Raw genomic sequence first — 24422 nt, forward strand, 5'->3', positions numbered from 1 at the left:
GGCGCTCAGGGGGAGACGTACCCCACGTGCGCGAGCGCCTGCTTGAGCAGGTGGCCCTGGCCGCCGGGCATCTCCTGCTGCACCACGGGCGACGCCGCCTCCTGCGGTGTGAACCAGACGAAGTCCAGCGCGTCCTGCCGCGGCCGGCAGTCGCCCGCCACCGGCACGACGTACGCCAGCGACACCGCGTGCTGCCGCGGGTCGTGGTACGGCGTGATGCCCTGCGTCGGGAAGTACTCGGCGATCGTGAACGGCTGCGGCGACGACGGCACCCGCGGCAGCGCCACCGGCCCGAGGTCCTTCTCCAGATGCCGCAGCAGCGCGTCCCTGACCCGCTCGTGGTGCAGCACCCGGCCGGTGACCAGAGCCCGGCTCACCGCCCCGTCCGCGCCGATCCGCAGCAGCAGACCGACATGTGTGACCTCGCCCCGGTCGTCGACGCGGACGGGCACCGCGTCGACGTAGAGGACCGGCATCCGTGCGCGCGCCGACTCCAGCTCCTCGGGAGCCAGCCAGCCGGGTGTGGTTTCGGTCAAGTCAGCCATTGGCCGATCTTACGCCGAACCCTCACCCGCCGTGGACGCCGACCTCGTAGAGCGAATAGCCGTGGCCCGTACCGCGTTGGACTCCGGCGATCCGGACATAGCGCGCATCGGTGGCGTCGAACACCGCGGTGTCGAGCCCGCCGTCGCCGTTCTCCGTCGCCCACACCGTGCGCCAGGCGTTCCCGTCGGCGGAGACCTCGACGCGGTACGCCTTCGCGTAGGCGCGCTCCCAGTCCAGGGTGACCCGGCCGATCCGGCGGTTCTCGCCGAGGTCGAGCCGCAGCCACTGGTCGTCGCTCCAGTGGCTGGCCCAGCGGGTGCCACGGTCCTCGTCCACGGCGCGGCCGGGGGCGTAGCTCGTCAGCAGGCTGAACTCGGTGGAGCTGGCCGTCGCGGCGGCGCCGGCGGCGAGGTTCGCGGGTTTGGCGTGCGCCTCGGTGGCGCCCCAGGTCGTCAGGTACGACTCGGCGCCGGCCATCAGGTCCTCGACCACGTCACCGCCGCCGTGCAGCCGCATCTGCTCGATCCAGTCGGGTACGAGGCCCGCGTGCGCGCCGCCGTCGGTGTTGAAGTCCCAGGTGCGCTCGCCGGTGATCTGCCGGTCGAGGACCGAGCCGCCGTCGGCGCTCGTGAAGGGGTACGCGACCTTGTCCGGGGCGTCGTTGCCGCGGGGCGCGGGCCAGCCGCCGACGCCGTTCATGTCGGTGCCGTAGCCGTATCCGGCGCCGTACTTGTCGCGCAGCTCCGCGCCGTGCCGGCCCTGCTCCACGAAGTCCTCGGCCGGGTTCATGTACTGGGCGGAGAAGCCGCCGAGGCGGTAGAGCCGCTCGGTCCAGTCCAGGTCCATCCAGCTGTGGCTGGACAGGACGCCCGGGTACGACTCCGACTCCAGGACGTCCAGTGCCCGGCCGGCGGCCTTGACGCTCATGTGGTCCAGCTCCAGCATCATGTTGCGTTCCATCATCCCGCGCACCGCGTACTCGCCGAGCCCGCTCAGCCCGCGGGTGTTGCACCGGGCCTCCTGGTCGTACGACGGGACGGACACCCCCGGGGGCAGCAGTTCGGCCGCCTCGGCGGGCGGGTCCGCCAGGCCGATGGGGTTGTCCTGCTGGCGGCCGGTGCACTTCTCGGTGGTCCAGAACGTGCCGGTGGACAGGAACTGCCCGATGTTGACCGCCGCGCCGATCGTGCCGGAGTCGAAGCGCACGCCGCACAGTGCGTTGTCGAACTTGTGGCACAGGAACATGCTGCGCACGCCCATGCCGTGCAGCTCGTCCAGGCCGCGGTCGATGTCGCCCCTGTCGCACTGCGCGACGCCGAGCACCTGCTTGCAGCCGAACGGCTCGGAGGTCTCCACGCCCAGCACCACGGCGAGCTTGCCCTCGGCGACCACCGCGCGGGCCTGCTCGGCGTCGGTGACGATACGGAACCAGCCGCGGCCGGGGCCGCCGTACATGCCGTCGACGTAGTCCTGCATCTCGTAGGTCTTCTCGGCCTGGAGCCGGATCGAGTCCATCTCGTCGCAGCCGCGGTCCTTGGCCGGATAGACGGAGCAGAGCAGGCCGTTGGTGACCAGGTCCTGCACCATGACCCGCTGCCCGCCGCGCCAGGCGCGCTCCAGCCAGGCGTAGTAGTTCTGCTGGTGGCTCAGCGAGTCGTGGGCCGGCCAGTGCTCGAACGTCGGCCAGCCGACCGGGTCGTGGTGGCCGTCGGCGCCGCCGGTGACGTTCTCGAAGAGGGCGAGCGCGCCGTCGGGGTAGTGCTCGGGGCAGTCCTTGAGCGCCTCGGTGACGCCCTGCGGGTCGAACGGCTTGCCGCAGATGATCCGGCCGCCGAAGCCCTCGTTGGACATCACGTGGTTGTGCGCGTCGACGAAGCCGCGCACCTTGCCGTCGGGGTCGGTGCCGCGGAACGGCTCGCCGGTGACGTTCACCCCGGAGTCCGGGGCGGGCCGCGCGACGGGGTCCCACCAGTCGTTCGCCGCGGCGGCGGTGCCCGGCCCGGTGCCGAGCGCCGTCAGGGCGGCGAAGAGGACCGTGACGAGGGTGATCAGGCCGGCCTTGCGCAGGTACGGCTGTCGGGTCATGGGGGTCCCGCCTCCGGTGGCGCGAAAAGGTGAGGAACTTTTCTACGACTGAGTAACCAGAGAATCGCGGCGGATGGGCACCCCGTCAAGAGGCCGGGGGAGCGCTTTCCGGCCGCGTACGGAACCGGCCACGGCAGAGCGGGGGAGAGCGGGGGAGCGGGTGGAGCCGCGCCGCCGCGGGCCGGGGAGGTGGGCCCCGGGCGCCGCGGCGGCGCGGGTCTGTGCGCGGCCGGACCGGATCGCGGCCGGGCCGCGGCTCTCAGGCGGTCTGCCAGAGCGCGGGCACGTTCGGCGGCTCCCAGCCCGGGGAGGCCGTGTGCGCCTGGAGGCAGCGGTAGGTGACGTTGCCGTACGTGACGGTGTCACCGGCCCGGTACGAGGTGCCGGCGGCCCAGGTGCCCCCGGGCGGGTCCGGCGGGTCCGGGTTCTGCCGGACGTTGAGCACGAAGTCGAACGTGCCCTCCTTGCCCGAGCCCACGTCCCGCACCGTCATGAGCAGCGACGGGTGGAAGATCGTGTCGGTGTTGTTGCGCGGCTCGTTGGGGAAGTAGAGCTGCGTCGTCAGGATCGGGTTGTTCGGCGCCTGCACCTTGACGTGGATGTGGCGGGTACGGCCCGGGTACAGGCCCGGCACGATCGTCTGGAGGCTGAACCTGCCCTGCGCGTCGCTGTACTGGTGACCGCGGAAGCGGTAGCCGGAGTTGTCGTACGCGCCGTTGACGTCCGCCTGCCAGAAGTCCAGCAGCGCGTTCGGGATCGGCTGGCAGGTGAGCCCGAAGACGTACCCGCTCACGGTCAGCCGGGTACCCGGCGTGCCCGGCTCCACCAGCGAGGTGCGCCGCGGGGAGTTGGGCTTGAAGTACGGGCCCTCGGTCTGCTGCCGCGTCGGCGGGTCTCCGGGGTCGCACGCCTCCGGCGTCGGGGTCAGCTCGCGGCCGGCCTCCGCCTGGTCGCGGGCGAGTACCGGCCCGGCGCCGCCGACGAGCAGCGGCAGCGGGGCGGCGACGAGCGCCGCTTTGAGCAGGTCCTTGCGGCGGATCCCGGACTTCTCCTGCGGTCCGCCGGATTCCTCCGGTGCGGACTTGTCCTGGTCTGTCACGGCTTCACGGCTCCTCGGTCGGGGGAGTGGGGTCGTGAACCCCGCGTCCGGACCGGCGCGGTGACGCCGTTCAGCGGGGCGCCAGTGACGCTATTCGGACGCACCGGGGCAGTCGATGGACAGAATCCGGCGATCGTGGTGATCCGCACGGGTGCCGCGGCGGTAGTCGCCGGGGCTGCTGCCGGTCTCCCGGCGGAAGAACCGGCTGAAGTACGCCGGGTCGGTGAACCCGGCCAGCCGGGCCACCTGGCGTACGCTCAGATCGGTCGCGGCCAGCAGCCGCTTGGCCTCGCGGGCCTGCGCCTGCCTGATCAGATGGCCCGGGGTGAGCCCGGTGACCCGCTTGACCGCCTCGTTGAGGTACCCCACGGACACGCCCACGCTCGCCGCGCAGCCGCGTACGGACAACTCGGCCACCACGGGCCCGGGTTCGGCCAGCAGCCGGTCGAAGCGCCGGGCGATCTCCGCCGCCCGGCCCGCCGCGGGCCCCGCGGCGCCCTCTCCGGCCGCCGGCTCTGTACGGGCCGTACGGGAGAGCCGGTCCGCGCGGATGAGCAGGACGTGCAGATACGACTGGAGCACGCTGATGAAGCCGGGGGCCCGGCCCGCGTACTCCCGCGCCATCTCCGCGAAGAGCGCCGCGATGATCCCGGCCGACCGGCGGTCGGGGCTCAGCCAGGAGACCCGGGACAGCTCGCGCAGCCGGTCGCGGTCCTCGGGGGTGGGCAGCAGGAAGTCCTCGGTGAAGATCATCACCCAGCCGTCGAGGCCGGACGCCGACTCCCAGTGGTGCACCTGCCCCGGGGTGACGATGCCCAGGTGCGGCGGGTCGATCGGCCAGCGGCGCTGGTCGACCACGTGGTGGCCGCGGCCGGCGCGGACATAGACGATCTCGTGGAACGTGTGCCGGTGCGGGAACCCGGCGCGGGACAGCGGGCCGATCGAGTCGAACGACCCGAGGGCGAAGGGGAGGACCTCCGGCGCGGGGACCTCCAGGCGGTGCATGGGGACGGGGTCAGCGGACACCTCGTGTTCACCCTCCTCGACATTGGTCCGGACCAAAAGGTTGCCGGGGCCGCCGCAGGACCGCAAGCTGACCGCATGGACCTGGAGTTGCGGCACCTGAAGACCATTCGGGCCATTGCCGAGGAGGGCAGCCTCACCCGGGCCGCCACCGCGCTCGGGCTCGCCCAGCCCGCGCTCAGCGCACAGTTGAAACGCATCGAGCGCGCACTCGGCGGCCCGCTCTTCGACCGGGGCAGGTACGGCGTGCGCCCGACGGCGCTCGGCGAACTCGTCCTCGACCGCGCCCGGGTGCTGCTGCCCGGCGTGCTCGAACTACAGCAGGACGCCGTGCGGTTCGCGCGCGCATGGGGCGGCATGCCGCGCTTCCGGCTCGGCGGCACCCACGGCCCGCTGCTCGGCGGGCTCATCGACCGCGTCGCCACCGCGCACCCGGCGACCCCCGTGACGACGTACACCCGCTGGTCGGTGCGCGAGCTGGCCGGCATGGTCACCGAAGGGCGGCTGGACTTCGCGCTGATCGGCGTCTGCGGCGACAGCCGGCCACCGCTGACCGACCGGCTCGTCTGGCAGACCGTCGGCACCGACCCCGTCTTCGTCATGCTCGCCGCGGAACACCCCCTCGCCGAGCGCCGCCAGATCGAACTGCGCGACCTGGCGCAGGAGAGCTGGACCGACGTGCCGGGCGACGGCTGCTTCGGCGACTGCTTCGCCGCGGCCTGTATCCGCGCCGGGTTCACGCCCGCCTCGGTGTACGAGACCGACAGCGCCTCCTGCGTCCACCTGGCCCAGGTGGGGCGGGCGGTGGGGCTGTGCCGGGCCACCTTCCCGCCGACCCCGGGGCTGGCCACCCGGCCGCTGGTCGGACACCCCCTGAGCTGGCGGCACCTCATCGGCTGGCACCCCCAGTCGCCCGCCGCCGGCACCGCCGCCGCGGTCACCGGCTACGCCCGCGCCGCACACGCCGAGGCGGCGCGGCGCAGCCGCAGCTACCGCGAATGGCTCCGGGCACACCCGGACTTCGGCACCGCGCCGACCCCGGTCGCCGTCTGACGGCGCCCGCCCGCCGGCGTGTCCGCGGAGGCCGCCGGCCCCCGCGGGGCGCGCCGGCGGCGGGCGTTCCATAACGCGATGGCGAGGGTGGACTGATATCTGCCGACCTGACGTGCCCATGGCTACGGTTTCGCCGTAATCACGAAACCAAGGAGACTTCCATGCTCCACAAACGGGTCATGGGCGCGGCCGGCGCCACCGTCGCCATCGGCGCGCTCGTCCTGGCCGGGCTCCAGGGAGCGGCCTTCGGGTCCGACTCCCCGGACACGCCCGACTCGGCCTCGGGGCAGTACTCCCCGGGCCTCCTCAAGGCGATGCAGAGAGACCTCGACCTCACCGCGGCACAGGCGAGGACGAGGCTGGCCAACGAGAGTGAGGCCGGCGCCGTCGCCGGCACGCTGCGGCTGTCGCTGGGCCGCAGTTACGGGGGAGCGTGGGTGTCGGGCAAGACGTCCGCCGACGTCGTGGTGGCGACGACCGACGCCACCGAGGCGCGGAAGATCACCGACGAGGGTGCCCGGGCGAAGGTCGTCGACCACAGCCTCGCCCGGCTCGACGCGGCCAAGGCGGACCTGGACCGGGTCGCCGAACACTCCTCGCCCGCCCACGTGCCCGTCTGGTACGTGGACACCACCGCCAACCGCGTGGTCCTGCACACCTCCAGGCCCGCCGCCGCCGAGCGCTTCGCCGCCGCGGCCGGGGTCGACGCGAGCCTGCTGAAGGTCCAGCGCTCCGACGAGAAGCCCCGTACCTACGCGGACATCGTCGGCGGCGACGCCTACTACATCGGCTCCGGCAGCCGCTGTTCCGTCGGCTTCTCCGTGACCCGCGGCGGCGGCCAGAACGGCTTCGTCACCGCGGGCCACTGCGGCCGTACGGGCGCCACCACCACCGGCGTCAACCGGCAGGCCCAGGGCAGCTTCCAGGGCTCGACCTTCCCGGGCCGCGACTACGCCTGGGTGGGCGTCAACAGCCAGTGGACCCCCACCCCGACGGTCAACGGCTACGGCACCGGCACCAAGCAGGTGCAGGGCTCCACCGAAGCCGTCGAACGCGCCGCGGTGTGCCGCTCCGGCTCCACCACGGGCTGGCACTGCGGCACGATCCAGCAGCGCAACTCCAGCGTCACCTACCCGCAGGGCACTATCAGCCCGGTGACCAGGACCAACGTGTGCGCGGAACCCGGCGACTCCGGCGGCTCGTTCATCTCCGGCACCCAGGCCCAGGGCGTGACCTCCGGCGGCTCCGGCAACTGCAGTAGCGGCGGCACCACCTACTTCCAGCCCGTCAACGCCGCCCTCCAGGTCTACGGGCTGACCCTGACCACCACCGACGGCGGGCCGACCGACCCGCCCACCGACCCGCCCGGCGGCACCTGGTCGACGGGCACCGTCTACCAGGCCGGTGACACCGTCACGTACGGCGGCACCAGCTACCGGTGCCTCCAGGGCCACCAGGCCCTGCCGGGCTGGGAGCCGCCGAACGTGCCGGCGCTGTGGCAGGCCGTCTGACCTCGGGCAGGACGGCACCACCGCGGCACCGCACGGACCGGCCGAGGAGGGGATGAAGACGCCGCGGCGGCATGCGGCCGGAGGGACCCTGGGGGTGTGCCCTCCGGCCGTGCCGCGTCTCGCGGCCGGTCCGCAACGAAGTGAACCCGCGTGCCCGGCCCGGCCGTTGCGGCCGGGCCGGGCTTTCGGGATGCGACCGCGGACGCCGCCGGGCGAGCCTCTACGATGCCGCGCCGATCGGCGGGGGCACGGTCGGCGAACGGACGTTGAACCCGCGGTGCGTACCGGCCGGGCAGAGCGGAGCCCCGGAGGGCGTCCCGGCTTGGGCCGGCCGGGACGCACTCCGGGGCGGGGAGGGATGGCTCTCTACCGTCAGTGCTCGTGGTCTCCGGAAGCGTTCTCCGGCGGGTTCGCACCCGGGTACCACTTCTCCGCGGCCTTGCCGTTGAGGTCCCAGACGACCTCGCCGGCGCGGACGGTCGTCTCGGCGACCAGCTTCTTCTTGCCGTCGATCCGCCAGCCGAAGCTGTCCACGAAGCCGAACTTGCCGCGCTCCAGGGCGAAGACCGCGATGTCCGCGGGCGCGCCTACCGACAGGTTGCCCAGCTCGGGCTTCTGGATGGTCTGGGCCGGGATCCAGGTCGACGCCTCGATGACGTCCTCCAGCGGCATGCCGAGCGTCAGGAACTTCGACATGACGTTGGACAGGTCCTTCATCCCGCTGTTCATGCTGGAGATGTGCAGGTCGGTGGAGATGACGTCGGGCGTGAAGCCCTCCTTCATCCCCGGCACCGCCACGTCCCAGGAGAAGCTGCCGCCGCCGTGGCCGACCTCGAACACGATGCCGCGGTCGCGGCCCTTCTTCATGGCCGGGTTGAGCTTCCCGTCCGCGCCCAGCTCACCGCGGAGCCCGGAGAACATGTGCGAGTAGATGTCGCCGGGGCGCAGCTTCTCGGTGAGCAACTGCGACAGCGGGCGTTCCTCGCTGTCCGCGCCGAAGTCGATCATGGCCGGGATGCCGGCTTCCTCGCCGGCCTGGACGGAGCGCTCGACCGGGTCCCACTCGGGACCGTTGTAGTGCGCCGTCTTGATGCCGACGATGGTCTCCGGGTTCGCCTTGGCCACCTTGGCCGCGACGTCGGCCTTCATGTCCTCCAGGTCCTGCTCGTACGGGTGGCCGGCCATGCCCTTGCCGACGATGTTCAAGAACGCCAGCACCCGGGTCTTCGACTTGTCGATGACCTCCGTCTTGAACTGGTCGAAGTTGCTCGCACCCGACGAGCCGGTGTCCACGGCCGTGGTCACGCCGGCGCGCAGCGTGAAGCCGTCGGGCGCCACGCCGTTCCAGCCGTTGGCGTAGTCCTGCTTCGGACCCGGGAACATGTGGGCGTGCATGTCGACCAGACCGGGCGTGACGTAGTTGCCGCGGGCGTCGACGGTCTTCTTCGCGCCCGAGGCGTCGATGCTCCGCGCCACCTTGGCGATCTTGCCGTCCTTGACGGCGACGTCGCGGACGCCGTCGATGTCGTTCTTCGGGTCGATGACGTGGCCCCGCCGGATGACGAGGTCGTACGCGGCACCCTTGTCGTCCTTCCCCTCGGCCTGGGCGTCCGCGGGCGCCGTGGCGCCGACGGTGGAGGCGCCCAGTACGAGGGTCAGCGCCGCTGGAAGTACCGTCCAGGAAACTCGCGATCTCACGTGCATGCCGGCTCGATTCCCCATCTCTGTCTGTCAGGTGGTGGTGGCGCGTGCGATACGGATCGTCAGATGACGGCGATGCAGTCGATCTCGACCAGGGAGTCGCCGGGGATGCCCGCGGCGGCGGCGATGGTGGTGCGGACGCCCGGCTCCTTGCCCCAGCGGCCGAGGAAGACCTCGTTCATCCCGTCGTAGTCGTCCAGGGTGTTGAGGTAGACGTTGACCTTGAGAACCTTCTTCATGGACGAGCCGACCGACTCCAGGTAGCGCTCGATCTCATTGAGCACGTGGTCGGTGTGGGAGCGGATGTCGCCCTCGAAGTGCGCGCCGATGCCCGAGATGAAGACCATGTTGCCGTAGGTCACGATGGGGCTGAACAGCGGGTTCTCCGGCGGCTCGCCGCCACCGGGGTAGTGGACCTCCTTGCGCGGCGGCCGGCCGTGCCCGTGGCCCTTGCCCTTGCTCTGGTCCTTGTCGCCGGCCATTGCCTGGCCGCCCGCGACCACCGGCACGGCGGCCACCGCGGCCACCGGGGCCGCCTTGCGGATGAAGTCCCTGCGGTTGGAGGACATGCGTTTACTCCTTGGTGAATGTTCGGTGCATGACACGTGGGGGTACGGGGCCACGCGCCGGCCGGGGCTGGCCGGCCGGCGCGCGTGCCTGCCGTCAGGACCGGGTCGCGGTCCAGGAGCCCTTCAGGTACTCGCCCATGTCGAGTTCGCCGCTGATCTTGTCGCCGTCGACGGTGCCGGTGAAGGTGTAGCTCAGCGAGTCGCCGTGCTCCTCGCCGTAGCTGCTGCGCACCGTGACCTGCTTGCCGCTGACGCTGCCGGAGGCCGAGCGGCTGACGAACTCGCCGGTGTGCGTGCCGGTGACCTTCGCGCCGTCCTGCTTCAGTTCGAGCTTGTGCGCGTTCGACGAGCCCGCGGCGTACTTGATCTCCACGGACCAGGTGCCGGCGACGTCCACGGTCGGCGGCTTGGGCGACTCCGGCGCGGGCGGCGGGTCGCGCAGCATCCGGACCAGTTCGTCGGAGATGGTCCGCCAGTCGCGGGGCTCCATCATGTACGGCGTGATGGAGACGCCGGTCTGGTCCGGGTCGGAGCCGGAGGCGGCGTTGAGCGCGATGCGCGGCTCGCCGTCCCACATCGCGTTCATGATGGTGGTGCCGGTGACCTCCATCTTCTTCGCGCTCCACAGGATGCGCAGCGAAGGCGTCCGGTTCGACAGCCCGTCGGGCTGCCGGATCTCGGTGGTCACCCCGCGCACCGACGACACGCGGCGGGAGATCTGCTTGAGCCAGTGGGTCCACTCGGCGTACTCGGCGTCGTGGTCGCGCTGGACCCACATCTCGACGGCCGCGAGCATGGCCATGGCGTCTTCCTTGCCGACCTTGAAGCCGCGCGCGTAGCCGTGGTGCGGGGCGCTGTGCACCCACGCGGCCCGTACGAGGTCCTCGCGGCCCAGGATCAGACCGGCCGACTGCGGGCCCCGCATGCACTTGCCGCCGCTGTAGCCGACGAGGTCGGCGCCGCGCTGGATGTGCACGTTGGGGATGGTGAGGATCTCCGCCGCGGCGTCGACCAGCAGCGGGACGCCGGCGGGCTTGGTTACCGACGCGATGGTCTCGGTGTCCAGCTCGCTCTCGTCCACGCGCGGCCCGGCCATGATGTAGACCAGCGCGGTCTGCGGGCCGATGGCGGCCTCCAGCTCCTCCTTCGTCTCGACCTGGACGACCTTGAGGCCCACCGCGCTGATCGCGGCCTCGTAGACGTTCCGCGAGTGCCGCGGGATGATCGCCTCGGTCTTCTGGAACCCGGTGAGGTCCGGGATGTTGACGTGCAGGTCCGGGTTGCCGCCGGCGGTACACGCCGCCGCGGCGTGTGTCAGCCCCGCCGAACACCCGGAGCTGACCAGCCCGAACTCCGTCTTGGTGAGCTCGCCGAGCCGGCGGCCGACGGCGTCGGCCAACTCGTCGAGCTGTACGTACTGCCGCGCCGCCGCATCGATCGCGTCGCGTACCTCGGGCAGCATCAGCGAGCCGCTGAGCACGGTGTACGTGCCCCGCGCGTTGATCAGCGGACGGACTCCGATGCGGCCGTAGATGTCCTTGGGACGGCCCTTGCCCTGGTGCGCGGCGGACGGCGCCCCGGACGTGGCCGCGAACGCTTCACCCGCCAGCAGCGGACCCAGTGCGAGTGCTCCCCCGGCCGCCGCGCCTCTTCCGAGCATGGTGCGACGAGAAAGTGCCTCAGCAGGCATTCCGGCCCCCTGTCACCTCGTAAGTTGTGGTGCCGTAGACGTTAGAAAGATCGTGAGGCGGCGTTAAGGCCCTCTTTCCGATGCGGCTATTCGGAACCCGGATCCTGCCCAGTCAGCCCGCGACTTGGGCTTCTTCCGGCCCGCCGCCCGCGGGGCGCACCCGGCCCCGCCTGCCGCGTTCCGGCCCGGCGAGACGCAGATCACACGTGTCCGGCCATTGACGGCCAGGTGACACGAGAGCAACATACGTAAACGTTTCCAGCGGCTGTAAACCTTTACAGGAACGCCCTGTCGGGGCCGGCCGCGTACGCGACGACGCGAAGGGGCGAGCGCGATGTCCTCCGGGGGGCCACCCACGATCGTGTCGATCGCCGAACGCGCCGGGGTGTCCATCGCCTCCGTCTCCCGCGTCCTCAACGGGCTCGGCGCCCGCCCCGAGACCGAGGACCGGGTCCGCCGCGCCGCCAGTGAACTCGGCTACGTGCCCAACGCCGTGGCCCGCTCCCTGAAGGACGGCCACACCCGCCAGCTCACCTTCGCCGTCCCCGACATCGGCAACCCCGTCTACGTCGCCATGGTCCGCGAGATCCAGGCCGTCGCGAAGGCCGCCGGCTACCGCCTGCTGCTGCACTCCACCGACGCCGACGTCGCCGAGGAACTCGGCGTCGTACGCAGCCTCGCCGACCGCACCAGCGACGGCCTCGTCCTCGTGCCCATCCGCATCACCCCCGAGCACGTCGAGGCGCTGACCGCCGCACCCGGCCCCGTCGTCGTCATCGGCTCGCTGCCCGACGGCGTGCCCGTCGACGCCGTCCAGGCCGACTCCGTCACCGGCGCCGAACTGGCCGTACGCCACCTCGTCGAGACCGGCCGCCGCCGCATCGCCTTCGTCAACGGCCCCGTCGACACCGTCCCCGGCCGCAACCGCGCCCGCGGCTACCGCGACGCGCTCGCCGCCTGCGGCATCCCCTACGACGCGGGCCTGGTCACCGCCACCGACTTCGGCGTCGGCGCCGGCGCCCGCGCCACCGCCCGGCTGCTGGCGGCCCGCCCCGGCCTGGACGCCGTGTTCTGCGCCAACGACCAGCTCGCCCTCGGCGCCGCCCAGGCGCTGCACGCCCGCGGCCGGCGCATACCCGAGGACACCGCCGTCGCCGGCATGGACGACAGCGACCTGGCCGTCGCCGCCTGGCCGCCGCTGACCAGCGTCGACCTCGGCGCCGGCGAACGCGGCCGGCGGGCCGCCCGGATGCTCCTCGAACGGCTCGGGCCCAAGGACGGCGAGCCCGTCCCCGCCCGCCGCACGACCGCCGCGCCGCGGCTCGTCGTGCGCGGCTCCACCTCCCCGGGCGCCGCGCCCGCGGGCTCCGACGAGCAGGAAGGCGCGAAGTCCGCATGAGCGTTGCCGACCCACCACCGAAGGCCGCCGACCGCGGCACCCCGCCACCGCGCACCCCGCGCGCCCGCAAGGCCGCCCTCGGCCTCGACGGCGGCACCTGGTTCCTGCTGCTGCCCGCGCTCATACCCATACTCGTGCTCAGCGTCGGCCCGCTGCTCTACGGCGCGTCGCTGGCGTTCACCGACGCGCAGGCCGGCCGCACCGAGCCCACCGAGTTCATCGGCCTGGAGAACCTCGCCGACCTGCGGCACGACACCCTCTTCTGGGACTCGTTCCGCATCGGGCTCATATGGGCGGTCTGCGTCACCGCCCTCCAGTTCGTGCTCGCGCTGGGCCTGGCCCTGCTGCTCAACCAGAACCTTCGCTTCCGCTGGTTCGCGCGCACCCTCGCGCTCGTGCCCTGGGCGATGCCCGAGGTGGTGGTCGGCATCATGTGGCGGCTGGTCTACCACCAGGACGCCGGCATCCTCAACGAGACCCTGACCCAGCTCCACCTCATCGACGACAACGTGGACTGGCTCACCAGCCTGTCCCTGGCCCTGCCCGCCGTCATCGCGGTCGGCGTCTGGGCCGGCATGCCGCAGACCACGGTCGTGCTGCTCGCCGGGCTCCAGAACGTCCCGTACGAGCTGAAGGAGGCCGCCGCCCTCGACGGCGCCGGCGTCCGGCGCCGCTTCACGGCCGTCACCTGGCCCGCGATCAAGCCGGTGGTCGTCGCCATCACCGCGCTCAACTTCATCTGGAACTTCAACTCCTTCAGCCTGGTCTACGTGCTCACCCAGGGCGGCCCGGGCGGCGAGACCCGGCTGCCGATGCTCTTCGCGTACGAAGAGGCGTTCGCCTACGGGCAGTACGGCTACGCCGCGGCCATGGGGCTGGCGATGATCGCCGTCATCGCGGTCTTCCTCACCCTGTTCCTGCGCAAGCGACTGAAGGAGGAGGCAAGCTGATGAGCAGCCTCACGGGCCTGCGCGCCAAGCGCACCGCCGGCCGCACCGGGCAGTACCTGGCCCTCCTGGCCTACCTGGTCTTCCTCGCCTTCCCGCTGGTGTGGCTGATCTCCACGGCCTTCAAGTCGCCGCAGGAGCTGGGGAAGATCGACCCCACCTGGATCCCCCGGGATCCCACCCTGGAGAACTTCCGCGCCGCCTTCGACGCCCAGCCGCTGCTGCGCTCCGCCGCCAACAGCCTCCTCGTCGCCGGCAGCGCCGCGCTCATCGCCGTCGCCGTCGCCGTGCCCGCCGCGTACGCGATGGTCCGCAAGCGCTCGAAGGTCACCACGGCGGCCACCGGCTGGATCCTGGTCAGCCAGATGTTCCCGTTCGTGCTCATCATCATCCCGCTGTTCATGCTGCTCAAGGAAGCGCGGATGATCGACTCGCTGCCCGGGCTGATCCTCGTCTACGTCGTGTGGAACCTGCCCTTCTCGCTCTGGATGCTCCAGGGCTACGTCAAGGCGGTGCCCGTCTCCCTGGAGGAGGCCGCCGCCGTGGACGGCGCGGGCCGGCTGCGCACCCTGGTCAGCGTGGTGCTCCCGCTGCTCACCCCCGGCCTGGTGGCGACGCTGATGTTCTCCTTCGTCACCGCCTGGAACGAGTTCTTCTTCGCCCTCGTGCTGCTCAAGTCCCCGGAGAATCAGACGATGTCGGTCATCCTCACCCAGTTCCTAGGGGCCGAGGGTGTCGTGGACCTCGGCCCGCTCGCCGCCGCCGCGACCCTCGCCACCATCCCCAGCCTGCTGTTCTTCGCGCTGCTCCAGCGCCGGCTGGTCAGCGGGATGCTCGCCGGGGCGGTGAAGGGATGAGGCCCGCCGCGCGTCTGCGCCACGCCGCCACCGCGGCCGGCGCCGCAGCCCTGAGCCTGGCCCTGCTCGCCGGATGCAGCGGCGACGGCGGCTCCGACGACGGCACGGTCACCCTCGACTACCTCAGCCTCGCCTGGCAGGAGGAGTCCGTCGCGGCCAACAAGCGGCTCGTCGAGGAGTGGAACAAGGAGCACCCCGAGGTTCAGGTCCGCTACGTGCAGGGCATCTGGGACACCGTGCACGACCAGTTGCTGACCTCCTTCGAGGGCGGCGAGGCGCCCGACATCATCCACGACGCCGCCGACGACCTCACCGACTTCGCCTACGGCGGCTACCTCGCCGACCTCACCGACCTGCTGCCCGCGTCGCTGCGCGCCGACATCCCCGAGCAGTCGTGGCGGACCACCACCATGAACGGCGGCATCTACGGCGTCCCCTTCCTCCAGGAGCCGCGGATGATGTTCGCCAACACCGCCCTGCTCGAGGAGTCGGGGGTACGGGTGCCGACCGCGGCCGACCCGTGGAGCTGGCAGGAGTTCGAGGACGCGGCCAAGGAGCTGACCGCCGACACGGACGGCGACGGCGAGACCGACCGGTACGGCGTCGCCTGGGGCATGAAGGAGCCCGTCAGCCAGTCCGTGAACCTCTCGCTGTCCACCGGCGGCGGCCTGTTCTCCCGGGAGCGGACCGACGACGGCCCGAAGAACCGCGTCGGCTACGGACCCGAGGACTCCGCCGTCGCCGAGACCATCGACCGCCAGGTCAACGAGGACCACACCGCCCCGCGCAGCAGCCTGGGCATGTCCGGCTCCGACACGCTGCCCGGCTTCTTCGCCGGGCGGTACGCGATGGTGCCGCTCAACTTCTCGTACCGCCAGCTCGTCACCCAGCAGGCGCCCGACGACTTCGGCTGGTCGGTGCTGCCGATGCCCGCGGGCGACGGCCCCGCCGGCGGGCTCGCCCAGGGCGTCAGCCCGCAGACGCTCTCGGTCGCCGAGGACAGCGACCACCGGCAGGCGGCGGCCGACTTCATCGCCTTCATGACCCGCCCGGAGCACATGGCCGAGCTGGCCGCGGGCGACTGGATGCTGCCCACCGGCGAGGAGGCGCTCAAGGATCCGGCGCTGAACACCGAGAAGTACGGATGGCGCACGGGCGTGGAGGTGGCCCGTTCGCTGCGGCCCGCGCCGGTGCTCGGAGTACGGGGCTACCGCGAGTGGTCGGACAAGATCGCCACCCCGGCGTTCCAGCGGTACTTCAACGGCGACACCGGCCTGGACGAGCTGCGCGAGTCGCTGGTCGAGGACGGCAACCTCGTACTCGACCGGTACCAGAGGTGACGGCGGCGGCCGGCCGGAACGCGACAGCAGGCACCCGGAGAACACCCGCAGGCGCACGAGGAAAGAGCACGGACAGCACCATGAGCACCGCACGATGAGCGCAGCAGCCGGCCCCCGGCACCCCTCGTCCGCCGTACCCGCCGTACCCTCCCGACCCGCCCCCGTCCGGCTGCGCTCCGGCGGGCGCGGCGCCGGGCAGACCGCCCCGACCGCCCGCGACCGGGCCCGGGGCGCCATGCTCGGCCTCGCCGTCGGCGACGCCCTCGGCGCGCCCGTCGAGAACATGAAGCCCTCGCAGATCCGCGAGCGCTGGGGCCGCATCGAGGACTTCGTGTCCGCCGCCCCGGCGGGCACCGACGACACCGAGTACGCCATCTTCTCCGGGCTGCTGCTCGCCGAGCACGGCGCCCGGCTCAGCCTGGCGCACGTGGAGTCCGCCTGGCACGAGCGGATCGCCGACCTCGACGAAGGCCCCTTCCGCGGCGCCGGGTTCAGCGAGCGCGGCACCCTGGAGAACCTGCGCCGCGGCCTCGCCGCGCCGATCACCGCGCAGCACCGGCACGCCTGGAGCGACGGACTCGCCATGCGCGCCGCCCCGTTCGGCGTCTTCGCCGCCGGCCGCCCGGCGGAGGCCGCCCGGCTCGTCGCCGTCGACGGCACCGTCAGCCACGAGGGCGAGGGCATCTACGGCGGCCAGGCCGTCGCCGCCGGGGTGGCCGCCGCCATGGCCGGCGACTCCCCGGACGTCGTGGTGCAGGCCGCCCTGTCCGTCATCCCCGAGGACTCCTGGACCTCGCGCTCCCTCCAGCGCGCTGTTTCCGCCGGCCGCCGCGCACGCCGCGCCCCGGGCGCCACGCCGCTGAGCGTCGAACGCGCGGTCCGCTCCTCGGTCGTCATCGGCGGCTATCCGTGGTCCGACCTGGCGCCCGAGGCCGTCGGGCTCGCGCTCGGCGCCTTCACCGCCGCCCGCGGCGACTTCAAGGACTCCGTACTCACCGCCGTCAACATGGGCCGCGACGCCGACACCACCGCCGCCGTCGCCGGCGCGCTGGCGGGCGCGCTGCGCGGCGAGTCCGCGATCCCCGCCGACTGGGCCGCGGCCATCCAGCCCGTACGCGGCACGTGCCTGCCGTCCATGGCCGGCCACCACGTGCTCGACATCGCCGACCGGCTCGCCCCCGCAGACGAGGAGGCCGCCTCATGAGCGCACCGCTGCCCCCCTCCCGCCGCGCCCCCGAACCCGCGGCGGCGCGCGACGCGCCGAGTGCCCCCGACGGCGGCGCCGGCGGCGCGGACCGTACGGACGCGGGCGCGGACGCCTCCGCGAGCCCCGCCCGGGACGCCGCACCGGAGCGCCCCGTCGTCGCCGCGCCGCGCGCCGCGCTGCCCGCCGTGCCCCCCGCCGTGCCCCCCGCCGTGCCGGCCGCACCGCCGGGCACCGGGCGGGTGGGCGCCGCGGGCTTCCCCGAAGCGGCCGGGGACCTGCGGCGCGTGGAGGGGCTGCTGCTCGGCATCGCCGCCGGCGACGCCGCGGGCTGGCCCGCCGGCCGGCACCGCGCCGCACGGATGCCCGAGTGGACCCGCCGGCTCACCCGCGAGCTGGACACCTTCGCCGAGCAGAACGCCACCACCACCCTCCCGGTGCCCATCGCACTCAACCAGCCGCCGGAGCCGCTGCGGCTGGGCCCCTCCGACGACGCGGAGTGGGCCGCGTTCACCGCGTACGCCGTGCTCTCCGCCGGCAGCGGGCAGTACACCGACCTCACCTCCGACCGGCGGGTGCGCTCCGCGCTCACCCTCGCCTGGAGCGCGCTGGCCGACGAGGTCGCCGTCGCCGCCGAGCGCGCGGACGAGATCGAGTCGGCGCAGATCCCGCTTCGCGCCCGTATCTCCGTACGGGCCGGGCTCGGCAACCTCGCCGCCGGCCTGCGCCCGCCCGCCACCGGCCACGACAACCCGCACTACTTCGACGACGCCGCGTGCGTACGGGCCGCCGTGCTCGCCGCCGTCCACCCGGGCGACCCCGAACGGGCCGCCGACCTCGCCGAGTTCGACGCCCGCTACACCCAGGACGGCGACGGCGTGCACGGCGCCCGCGCCGTCGCCGCCGCGATCGCCGCGGCGCTCGGCGGCCGGCCCGTCGACGCCTGCGTGGACGCCGCGCTCGCCCAGCTCCCGCAGGGCACCGAGATCCTGCGCAACGCCGAACGCGCCGTCCAGCTCGGCCGCACCGCGGTCGCCACCCGCCCCGGACTGCCCGGCAACGCCTTCGCGCTCGTGCCCGTGCTGGAGCACGAGATCGTCGACCACGTCTACAGCTACGGCATCGCCGCCGCCGAGACCGTGCCCGTGGCGCTGGCCGTCGCCACCGCCGCGGCCGGCGCGATCTCCGAGGCCGTCCCCGCCGCCGCGTGCCTGTCGCGCGTCGCCGACTCCGCGCCCGCCCTGGCCGGCGCGCTCACCGGGGCGCTCGGCGGCGCCGCCGGACTCCCCGCCACCTGGCGCGACGCCTGCCGGATCCTCTCCGGCTGCGCCCTGCCCCAGCTCGCCGGCGCCGACCTCGTCGACCTCGCCCGGCAACTGGCCGACAAGCAGTTCAGCACTCCCGCGGAAGGACCCCTCGCCTCATGACCCCCACGACCGCTTCCGCCGCACCCTCCGCCACCGCAGGCCCCGGCCTCGCCGACCGCACCGCCGGCTGCCTCGTCGGCGCCGCCGTCGGCGACGCCCTCGGCGGTCCCGTCGAGGGCTGGACGCCCGAGGCCATCGCCGAGCGCTACGGCGGCCGGGTGCGCGGCATCGTCGAGCCGTTCCACCGCGGCGACTGGCGCACCGCCCGGCCCATCGCCCCGTACCACAAGGGCGACGGGCACGTCACCGACGACACCCTCATGACCCACGCCCTGATCCGGGTCTACGACAAGGTCCGCGACCACCTCGACGCCTACGCCGTCGCCGCCCACCTCGTGCCCGACCTCATGGGCACGCCGCGCTGGATCCCCGAGCTGGAGGCCGAGGCGCTGCCGCTCCAGCGGATCTTCCTCGCCGAGAAGTGGATCGTCGCGCGGCTGCACTACGGCCACGTCGACCCGCGCGAGGCCGGCGTCGGCAACATCGTCAACTGCGGCGCCGCGATGTACATGGCGCCCGTCGGCGCCGTCAACGCCGGCAACCCCGCGGCGGCCTACGCCGAGGCGCTGGACGTCGCCGGCGCGCACCAGTCGTCGTACGGGCGCGAGGCCGCCGGCGTCTTCGCCGCCTGCGTCGCGGCGGCCTTCGCGCCGGGCGCCACGCCGGAGTCGGTGGTCGAGGCGGCGCTCGCGGTGGCCAAGGACGGCACCCGCACCGCCATCGAGGCCGTCTGCGAGGCGGCGGCCGGCTGCGACGACTTCGAGAAGGCGCTGGCGCCGCTGCGCGCGGCGGTCGAGCCGTACGACACGGTCGGACCCGACTACCGCAACCCCTCGCTCGGCGCCCGGCGGCCCTCGCGGCTGCACGCCATAGAGGAGCTGCCGGTGGCGCTGGGCATGCTGCTCGTCGGCCGCGGCGACTACCGGCACACGGTCCTCGGCGCCGTCAACTACGGCCGCGACTGCGACTCGATCGCCACCATGAGCGGCGCCGTCGTCGGCGCCCTGGGCGGCGCCGCTGCGGTGCCGGGGGAGTGGGCCGCGGAGGTCGCGCGGGCCAGCCGGCTGGACCTGCTCGCCCCCGCCGCCACGCTCACGGAGGTCGCCCGCGAGGTGTTCGTACGGGACGTGGCGCGCCGCCGCGCCCACGAGGCCGCGTTCGGCGCGCTGGCGGAGGCGTCGTGACGGCGGCCCCGGCCGCCGCGTACGGGGCGCCGCTGCGGCTCACCTGGGTGCAGCCCGAGGACCTCGTCGGCCACGAGCTGCGCCAGGCGGCCGAGGACGGCCGCGCCGCCGGGCCGCTGCGCCGCCGCTGGCTCGCCGCCGGCGGCCACCCGGCGCCGGACCGCGCCGGCGCCTCGCCCGGCCCGCCTAAGCCGCGGCTGCGCGCGCTGGCCCTGGAGCTGCTGGACGAACTGGCCACGCTGGAGACCCCGCTGTCGGCGATCGAGCCGACGGACCTGGACGAGATCAGGGCCTCCTGCCCGCGCTGGCCCACCGCGCCGGTACCCGCGGACGCGGCGGACCGGTCCGCCGACGGCCTGCGCACCCGGCTGCACGCCGCGTGGCTCGGCCGCGCCGCCGGGTGCGTGCTGGGCAAGCCCGTCGAGAAGGTGACCCTGGAGGGCATCCGCGCCATCGCCCGCGCCACCGGCAACTGGCCTGTGCACACCTGGTTCACCGCCGCCGGACTCGACCCCGCGATCGCCGCCGCGCACCCCTGGAACCGGCGCAGCGTCGCCACCTCCCTGGCCGAGACCCTCGACGGCGCGCCCGAGGACGACGACCTCAACTACCCGCTCCTCGGCCTGCTCCTCCTCGACCGCCACGGCCACGCCTTCACCACCGCCGACGTCGGCCGGCTCTGGCTCGACGAACTGCCCGCGGGCCGTACGTTCACCGCCGAGCGGGTCGCGTACCGCAACCTGCTCGACGGCGTGGAGCCCCCGCACACCGGCTCCTACCGCAACCCGTTCCGGGAGTGGATCGGCGCCCAGATCCGCGCCGACGTCCACGGCTGGACCCACCCCGGCGACCCGGCCGGCGCCGCCGCCGCCGCGCACCGCGACGCCGTGCTCACCCACACCGCGAACGGCGTCTACGGCGCCATGTTCGCCGCCGCCGTCATCGCCGCCGCGGCGGGCGGCGCCGCCGACGTGGACGACGCGCTGCGCGCCGGGCTGGCCGTCGTGCCGCCGCGCTCCCGGCTGGCCCGCGCGGTGCGGCACGGCATCGAGCTGGCCCGCAGCGAACCCTCCGGCACGCCGGAGGGCTTCGCGGCCGTGGTGGACGACCTGCACGCCGCCCACGACGGGCGGCACTGGGTGCACGTCGTCCCCAACGCCGCGCTGCTGGCCGCCGCGCTCACCCACGCGGGCGGCGACTTCACCGGAGCCGTCTGCCGCGTGGTCTCCGGCGGCTGGGACACCGACTCCAACGGCGCCACCGCAGGGTCCGTCACCGGGCTGCTGGCCGGGGCGCCGCAGGCGCTGCCGGAGCGGTGGACGGCGCCGCTGCGCAACCGGCTGGCGACCAGCGTCGGCGGCATGGACGGCATCGGCTTCGACGAACTCGCCGCCCGCACCGCCGCGCACGCGCTCTCCGTACCCGCTCCGGCCGGCACCCTCGCAGACGCCGGTGCCGGCCGCGTACCACCGCACGAACCCCGGAGGACCACCCCATGACGACCACCCCCCAAGCGACGATCGCCGTGTTCGGCAGCGTCAACATGGACCTCGTGGCGTACGCCGCCACCGCCCCGCTGCGCGGCGAGACCGTCTCCGGCCGCGAGTTCCGCACCGTGCCCGGCGGCAAGGGCGCCAACCAGGCCGTCGCCGCCGCCCGCGCGGGCGGGGCGGTGACGATGATCGGTGCGGTCGGCGCCGACGCCTTCGGCGGCGAACTGCGCGCCGCGCTCGACGGCGCCGGCGTGGACACCGCGGGGCTGCGCACCGCGGCGGGCGCCAGCGGCACCGCGCACATCGTCGTCGACGACGACGGCGGCAACTCCATCGTCGTCGTCCCCGGCGCCAACGGCACCGTCACCGGCCTCGCCCCCGGCGACGACGAGCGCATCGCCGCCGCCGGCACGCTCCTGCTGCAACTGGAGCTGCCCATGGACGGCGTCGTGGCCGCCGCCGAGTCCGCCCGCGGCCACGGCGTACGCACCGTGCTCACCCCCGCCCCGGCCCGCCCGCTGCCCGACCGGCTGCTCGCCGCCACCGACCTGCTCGTCCCCAACGAGCACGAGGCCGCCGCGCTCACCGGCAAGTCCGACCCGCACGGAGCCGCGGCGGCGCTGCTGGAGCGGGTTCCCGAGGTCGTCATCACCCTCGGCGGCGAGGGGAGCCTGTACGCCGCGCGCGACCGGGAGCCGGCCACCGTGCCGGCCCGCGAGGTCCGGGCCGTCGACACGACGGCCGCGGGCGACACCTACGTCGGCGCGCTGTGCGTGGCGTACGCCGAGGGCCGGCCGATGCCGGCGGCGATGGCGTGGGCCGCTGCCGCCGCCGCGCTCGCGGTGCAGCGGCCGGGCGCGTCGTCCTCCATGCCGGAGCGCGCGGAGATCGACCGGTTCGCGGCCGAGGGGCCGTGACCGGCGTACCGCAGCAGACCCCCGCGGGGCCACGCGCGTACGACCCGGGCGCGGCCCCCGCAACGCACCACCGAGGAAGGCGCGACACCATGACCGACACCCCCGCCTCCGCACCCGACGCCTCCGCCTCCGCCGCCTCCGTCCCGGCCGGCTCCGTCCCAGCCGCCTCCGCCCCGGCCGACTCCGGCGCCGCCGCACCACCGCAGGCCCCGCTCGCCGGGCTGCGCGTCCTGGACCTCGCGACCCTCTTCGCCGGCCCGCTGGCCGCGACCATGCTCGGCGACTTCGGCGCCGAGGTCGTCAAGGTCGAGCACCCCGCCAAGCCCGACCCCTCCCGCGGCCACGGCCCCGCCAAGGACGGCGTCGGCCTGTGGTGGAAGCTGCTGGGCCGCAACAAGAAGAACGTCACCCTCGACCTGTCCACGCCCGGCGGGCGCGACGTGCTGCTGCGGCTGGCCGCCGGATCCGACGTGGTGATCGAGAACTTCCGCCCCGGCACGCTGGAGAAGTGGGGGCTCGGCTGGGCGGAGCTGTCCGCCGCCAACCCCCGGCTCGTGCTCGCCCGGGTCACCGGCTTCGGCCAGTTCGGCCCGTACTCCCGCCGCCCCGGGTTCGGCACCCTCGCCGAGGCGATGAGCGGCTTCGCCGCGGTCACCGGCGAGCCGGACGGGCCGCCGACGCTGCCGCCGTTCGGCCTCGCGGACTCCGTCGCCGCGCTGTCCACCGCGTACGCCGTGATGACCGCGCTCGCCGGGCGGGAGCGCACCGGCCGCGGGCAGGTGGTCGACATGGCGATCATCGAGCCGATGCTGACCGTGCTCGGCCCCCAGCCCATCTGGTACGACCAGCTCGGCTACGTCCAGCCGCGTACCGGCAACCGCTCCACCAACAACGCGCCGCGCAACACCTACCGCACCGCCGACGGCCGCTGGCTGGCCGTCTCCACCTCCGCGCAGTCCGTCGCGGAGCGGGTGATGCGGCTCGTGGGGCGGCCCGAGCTGATCGACGAGCCGTGGTTCGGCACGGGCGCGGGCCGGGCGCGCCACGCCGACGAACTGGACGGGGCGGTCGGCGGGTGGATCGCGCGGCACGACGCGGCGACGGTCGTGGCCGCGTTCGACAAGGCGCAGGCGGCGGTGGCGCCGGTGTACGACGTGCGCGACGTGATGGCCGACGAGCAGTACCGGGCGCTGGGCTCGATCACCGAGGTCGAGGACGAGGAACTGGGCACGGTGAAGATGCAGAACGTGCTCTTCCGGCTCTCCGAGACCCCGGGCGCGATCCGCTGGGCCGGCCGGCCGCACGGCGCGGACACCGACGCGGTGCTGGCCGAACTGGGGCTGACCGGCGCGGAGATAGCCGGGCTGCGGGACGAGGGGGCGGTGTGAGCACCCCGCGCCGCTCCCCGGTCGCGGCGGCCCCGGGAGCCGGGGCGGCGGCGGCCCAGGCCGGCCAGGACACGTATCTGACCTGGCTGTACGTGCCCGGGGACCGGCCCGAGGTGGTGGCCAAGGCGCTGCGCAGCGGCGCGGACGTGGTGCTGGTCGACCTGGAGGACGCGGTGGCGCCCGAGCGCAAGGCGTACGCGCTGGCCGCCACCGCGGAGCTGCTGGCCGAACCGTGCCCCGGCCCGGTGCCGGTGCACGTCCGCGTCAACGCGCTGGCCGGCCCGCTGGCGGACGGCGAACTGCGCACGCTGGCCCCGCTGCCCGGCCTGGCCGGGCTCCGGCTGCCGAAGACCGGCGGCCGGCAGGAGGTGCTGCGCGTGGCGGCCACCGCCCAGGAGGCCCGCGCACAGGAGGCCCGCGCCGCCGCCGGCGTCCCGCCCCTCTACCCGCTCCTCGAATCCGCCCTCGGCATCGAGCGCGCCTACGAGATAGCCGCCGCGCACCCCGCCGTGCGCGGTATCGCCCTCGGCGAGGCGGACCTGCGGGCCGAGCTGGGCGTCGCCGACGACGCGGGGCTGGCCTGGCCGCGCAGCCGGGCCGTCGTCGCCGCCAGCGCCGCGGGCCTCGCCCCGCCCGCGCAGTCGGTCTACCCCGACGTCGCCGACCTCGACGGCCTCGCCCGCTCCTGCGCCGCCGGCCGGGCGCTGGGCTTCCTGGGCCGTACGGCCATCCACCCCCGGCAACTGCCGGTGATCGAGCGGGCGTTCCTGCCCACCCGGCAGGAGGTCGAACGGGCGGAGGAGATCGCCGCCGCGGCGGCCGCGGACGCCGGCGCGCTGGCCCTGCCGGACGGCCGCTTCGTGGACGCCGCCGTGGTGGCCGGGGCCCGCCGCACCCTCGGCCTGGCCCGCCGCCTCGCCTGACCGCCCGATCGCCCGACCGGCCGACCGCCTGACACACCACCGCCCCGGCCGGAGACTCCGGCCGGG

The 24422-nt window shown here is 74.2% G+C and carries 20 protein-coding genes; 13 read left to right on the top strand and 7 right to left on the bottom strand.

Going from position 1 to position 24422, the window contains the following annotated elements:
• Positions 1-5 precede the first annotated feature (5 nt).
• The 4 genes from QBL21_RS16545 to QBL21_RS16560 form a co-directional block, all read right to left on the bottom strand.
• Positions 6-545: an NUDIX hydrolase family protein gene (locus tag QBL21_RS16545; RefSeq protein ID WP_407562963.1), complete on the bottom strand. Its 540-nt coding sequence runs from the start codon at positions 543-545 to the stop codon at positions 6-8.
• 22 nt (positions 546-567) lie between these two features.
• Positions 568-2631, bottom strand: a complete 2064-nt coding sequence (locus QBL21_RS16550) for a discoidin domain-containing protein (RefSeq protein WP_407562964.1) — start codon at positions 2629-2631, stop codon at positions 568-570.
• Positions 2632-2890: 259 nt separating this feature from the next.
• Complete coding sequence (locus QBL21_RS16555) at positions 2891-3730, bottom strand: carbohydrate-binding protein (protein ID WP_407562965.1); 840 nt, start codon at positions 3728-3730, stop codon at positions 2891-2893.
• Positions 3731-3820: 90 nt separating this feature from the next.
• Positions 3821-4735: an AraC family transcriptional regulator gene (locus QBL21_RS16560; RefSeq protein WP_407566451.1), complete on the bottom strand. Its 915-nt coding sequence runs from the start codon at positions 4733-4735 to the stop codon at positions 3821-3823.
• 96 nt (positions 4736-4831) lie between these two features.
• On the opposite strand from QBL21_RS16560, the gene QBL21_RS16565 reads away from it, so the two are divergent.
• Positions 4832-5806 (top strand): LysR substrate-binding domain-containing protein, encoded by a 975-nt coding sequence (locus tag QBL21_RS16565; protein ID WP_407562966.1) that lies wholly within the window; start codon positions 4832-4834, stop codon positions 5804-5806.
• Between the two features lie 161 nt (positions 5807-5967).
• On the top strand, positions 5968-7317 hold the full coding sequence (locus QBL21_RS16570; RefSeq protein WP_407562967.1) for a carbohydrate-binding protein: 1350 nt from the start codon (positions 5968-5970) through the stop codon (positions 7315-7317).
• A gap of 372 nt (positions 7318-7689) precedes the next feature.
• Here QBL21_RS16570 and QBL21_RS16575 read toward each other — a convergent pair whose 3' ends face one another.
• The 3 genes from QBL21_RS16575 to QBL21_RS16585 all read right to left on the bottom strand — a co-directional run bounded on the left by QBL21_RS16575 (position 7690) and on the right by QBL21_RS16585 (position 11247).
• A complete protein-coding gene (locus QBL21_RS16575) occupies positions 7690-9021 on the bottom strand; it encodes an amidohydrolase/deacetylase family metallohydrolase (protein WP_407562968.1) in 1332 nt (443 codons plus the stop codon).
• A gap of 59 nt (positions 9022-9080) precedes the next feature.
• Positions 9081-9587, bottom strand: coding sequence for a RidA family protein (locus tag QBL21_RS16580; protein WP_407562969.1), 507 nt, complete (start codon positions 9585-9587; stop codon positions 9081-9083).
• 94 nt (positions 9588-9681) lie between these two features.
• Positions 9682-11247, bottom strand: a complete 1566-nt coding sequence (locus QBL21_RS16585; RefSeq protein ID WP_407562970.1) for an aminotransferase class V-fold PLP-dependent enzyme — start codon at positions 11245-11247, stop codon at positions 9682-9684.
• Positions 11248-11611: 364 nt separating this feature from the next.
• Here QBL21_RS16585 and QBL21_RS16590 point away from each other — a divergent pair, with 364 nt between their 5' ends.
• The 11 genes from QBL21_RS16590 to QBL21_RS16640 all read left to right on the top strand — a co-directional run bounded on the left by QBL21_RS16590 (position 11612) and on the right by QBL21_RS16640 (position 24356).
• A complete protein-coding gene (locus QBL21_RS16590) occupies positions 11612-12676 on the top strand; it encodes a LacI family DNA-binding transcriptional regulator (RefSeq protein ID WP_407562971.1) in 1065 nt (354 codons plus the stop codon).
• The gene (locus QBL21_RS16595; RefSeq protein ID WP_407562972.1) at positions 12673-13626 is read left to right on the top strand and encodes a carbohydrate ABC transporter permease; all 954 of its coding nucleotides are present in this window, start codon (positions 12673-12675) and stop codon (positions 13624-13626) included. The genes QBL21_RS16590 and QBL21_RS16595 overlap by 4 nt, the downstream gene beginning before the upstream one ends.
• Complete coding sequence (locus tag QBL21_RS16600) at positions 13626-14480, top strand: carbohydrate ABC transporter permease (protein ID WP_407562973.1); 855 nt, start codon at positions 13626-13628, stop codon at positions 14478-14480. The genes QBL21_RS16595 and QBL21_RS16600 overlap by 1 nt, the downstream gene beginning before the upstream one ends.
• On the top strand, positions 14477-15820 hold the full coding sequence (locus QBL21_RS16605) for an ABC transporter substrate-binding protein (protein ID WP_407562974.1): 1344 nt from the start codon (positions 14477-14479) through the stop codon (positions 15818-15820). The genes QBL21_RS16600 and QBL21_RS16605 overlap by 4 nt, the downstream gene beginning before the upstream one ends.
• 94 nt (positions 15821-15914) lie before the next feature.
• The gene (locus tag QBL21_RS16610) at positions 15915-17024 is read left to right on the top strand and encodes an ADP-ribosylglycohydrolase family protein (RefSeq protein ID WP_407562975.1); all 1110 of its coding nucleotides are present in this window, start codon (positions 15915-15917) and stop codon (positions 17022-17024) included.
• Positions 17021-18451, top strand: coding sequence for an ADP-ribosylglycohydrolase family protein (locus QBL21_RS16615; protein WP_407562976.1), 1431 nt, complete (start codon positions 17021-17023; stop codon positions 18449-18451). The genes QBL21_RS16610 and QBL21_RS16615 overlap by 4 nt, the downstream gene beginning before the upstream one ends.
• Positions 18448-19635 (top strand): ADP-ribosylglycohydrolase family protein, encoded by a 1188-nt coding sequence (locus tag QBL21_RS16620; RefSeq protein WP_407562977.1) that lies wholly within the window; start codon positions 18448-18450, stop codon positions 19633-19635. Before QBL21_RS16615 ends, QBL21_RS16620 begins: the two co-directional genes overlap by 4 nt.
• A complete protein-coding gene (locus QBL21_RS16625) occupies positions 19632-21134 on the top strand; it encodes an ADP-ribosylglycohydrolase family protein (RefSeq protein WP_407562978.1) in 1503 nt (500 codons plus the stop codon). The genes QBL21_RS16620 and QBL21_RS16625 overlap by 4 nt, the downstream gene beginning before the upstream one ends.
• Positions 21131-22045, top strand: coding sequence for a ribokinase (locus tag QBL21_RS16630; protein ID WP_407562979.1), 915 nt, complete (start codon positions 21131-21133; stop codon positions 22043-22045). The genes QBL21_RS16625 and QBL21_RS16630 overlap by 4 nt, the downstream gene beginning before the upstream one ends.
• Positions 22046-22134: 89 nt before the next feature.
• Positions 22135-23433 (top strand): CaiB/BaiF CoA transferase family protein, encoded by a 1299-nt coding sequence (locus QBL21_RS16635; RefSeq protein ID WP_407562980.1) that lies wholly within the window; start codon positions 22135-22137, stop codon positions 23431-23433.
• Positions 23430-24356: an HpcH/HpaI aldolase/citrate lyase family protein gene (locus QBL21_RS16640; RefSeq protein ID WP_407562981.1), complete on the top strand. Its 927-nt coding sequence runs from the start codon at positions 23430-23432 to the stop codon at positions 24354-24356. The genes QBL21_RS16635 and QBL21_RS16640 overlap by 4 nt, the downstream gene beginning before the upstream one ends.
• Positions 24357-24422 lie beyond the last annotated feature (66 nt).

Source organism: Streptomyces sp. 184 (genome assembly GCF_045781775.1).
Classification (GTDB): domain Bacteria; phylum Actinomycetota; class Actinomycetes; order Streptomycetales; family Streptomycetaceae; genus Streptomyces.

Bases quoted from the DNA above. Each gene is read 5' to 3' on its own strand.
- QBL21_RS16630 (WP_407562979.1), top strand. From the start codon at position 21,131: ATGACGACCACCCCCCAAGCGACGATCGCCGTGTTCGGCAGCGTCAAC.
- QBL21_RS16575 (WP_407562968.1), bottom strand. From the start codon at position 9,021: ATGCACGTGAGATCGCGAGTTTCCTGGACGGTACTTCCAGCGGCGCTG.
- QBL21_RS16590 (WP_407562971.1), top strand. From the start codon at position 11,612: ATGTCCTCCGGGGGGCCACCCACGATCGTGTCGATCGCCGAACGCGCC.
- QBL21_RS16560 (WP_407566451.1), bottom strand. From the start codon at position 4,735: ATGCACCGCCTGGAGGTCCCCGCGCCGGAGGTCCTCCCCTTCGCCCTC.
- QBL21_RS16580 (WP_407562969.1), bottom strand. From the start codon at position 9,587: ATGTCCTCCAACCGCAGGGACTTCATCCGCAAGGCGGCCCCGGTGGCC.
- QBL21_RS16615 (WP_407562976.1), top strand. From the start codon at position 17,021: ATGAGCGCACCGCTGCCCCCCTCCCGCCGCGCCCCCGAACCCGCGGCG.
- QBL21_RS16605 (WP_407562974.1), top strand. From the start codon at position 14,477: ATGAGGCCCGCCGCGCGTCTGCGCCACGCCGCCACCGCGGCCGGCGCC.
- QBL21_RS16545 (WP_407562963.1), bottom strand. From the start codon at position 545: ATGGCTGACTTGACCGAAACCACACCCGGCTGGCTGGCTCCCGAGGAG.
- QBL21_RS16635 (WP_407562980.1), top strand. From the start codon at position 22,135: ATGACCGACACCCCCGCCTCCGCACCCGACGCCTCCGCCTCCGCCGCC.
- QBL21_RS16595 (WP_407562972.1), top strand. From the start codon at position 12,673: ATGAGCGTTGCCGACCCACCACCGAAGGCCGCCGACCGCGGCACCCCG.
- QBL21_RS16565 (WP_407562966.1), top strand. From the start codon at position 4,832: ATGGACCTGGAGTTGCGGCACCTGAAGACCATTCGGGCCATTGCCGAG.
- QBL21_RS16620 (WP_407562977.1), top strand. From the start codon at position 18,448: ATGACCCCCACGACCGCTTCCGCCGCACCCTCCGCCACCGCAGGCCCC.
- QBL21_RS16570 (WP_407562967.1), top strand. From the start codon at position 5,968: ATGCTCCACAAACGGGTCATGGGCGCGGCCGGCGCCACCGTCGCCATC.
- QBL21_RS16600 (WP_407562973.1), top strand. From the start codon at position 13,626: ATGAGCAGCCTCACGGGCCTGCGCGCCAAGCGCACCGCCGGCCGCACC.
- QBL21_RS16550 (WP_407562964.1), bottom strand. From the start codon at position 2,631: ATGACCCGACAGCCGTACCTGCGCAAGGCCGGCCTGATCACCCTCGTC.
- QBL21_RS16585 (WP_407562970.1), bottom strand. From the start codon at position 11,247: ATGCTCGGAAGAGGCGCGGCGGCCGGGGGAGCACTCGCACTGGGTCCG.
- QBL21_RS16610 (WP_407562975.1), top strand. From the start codon at position 15,915: ATGAGCGCAGCAGCCGGCCCCCGGCACCCCTCGTCCGCCGTACCCGCC.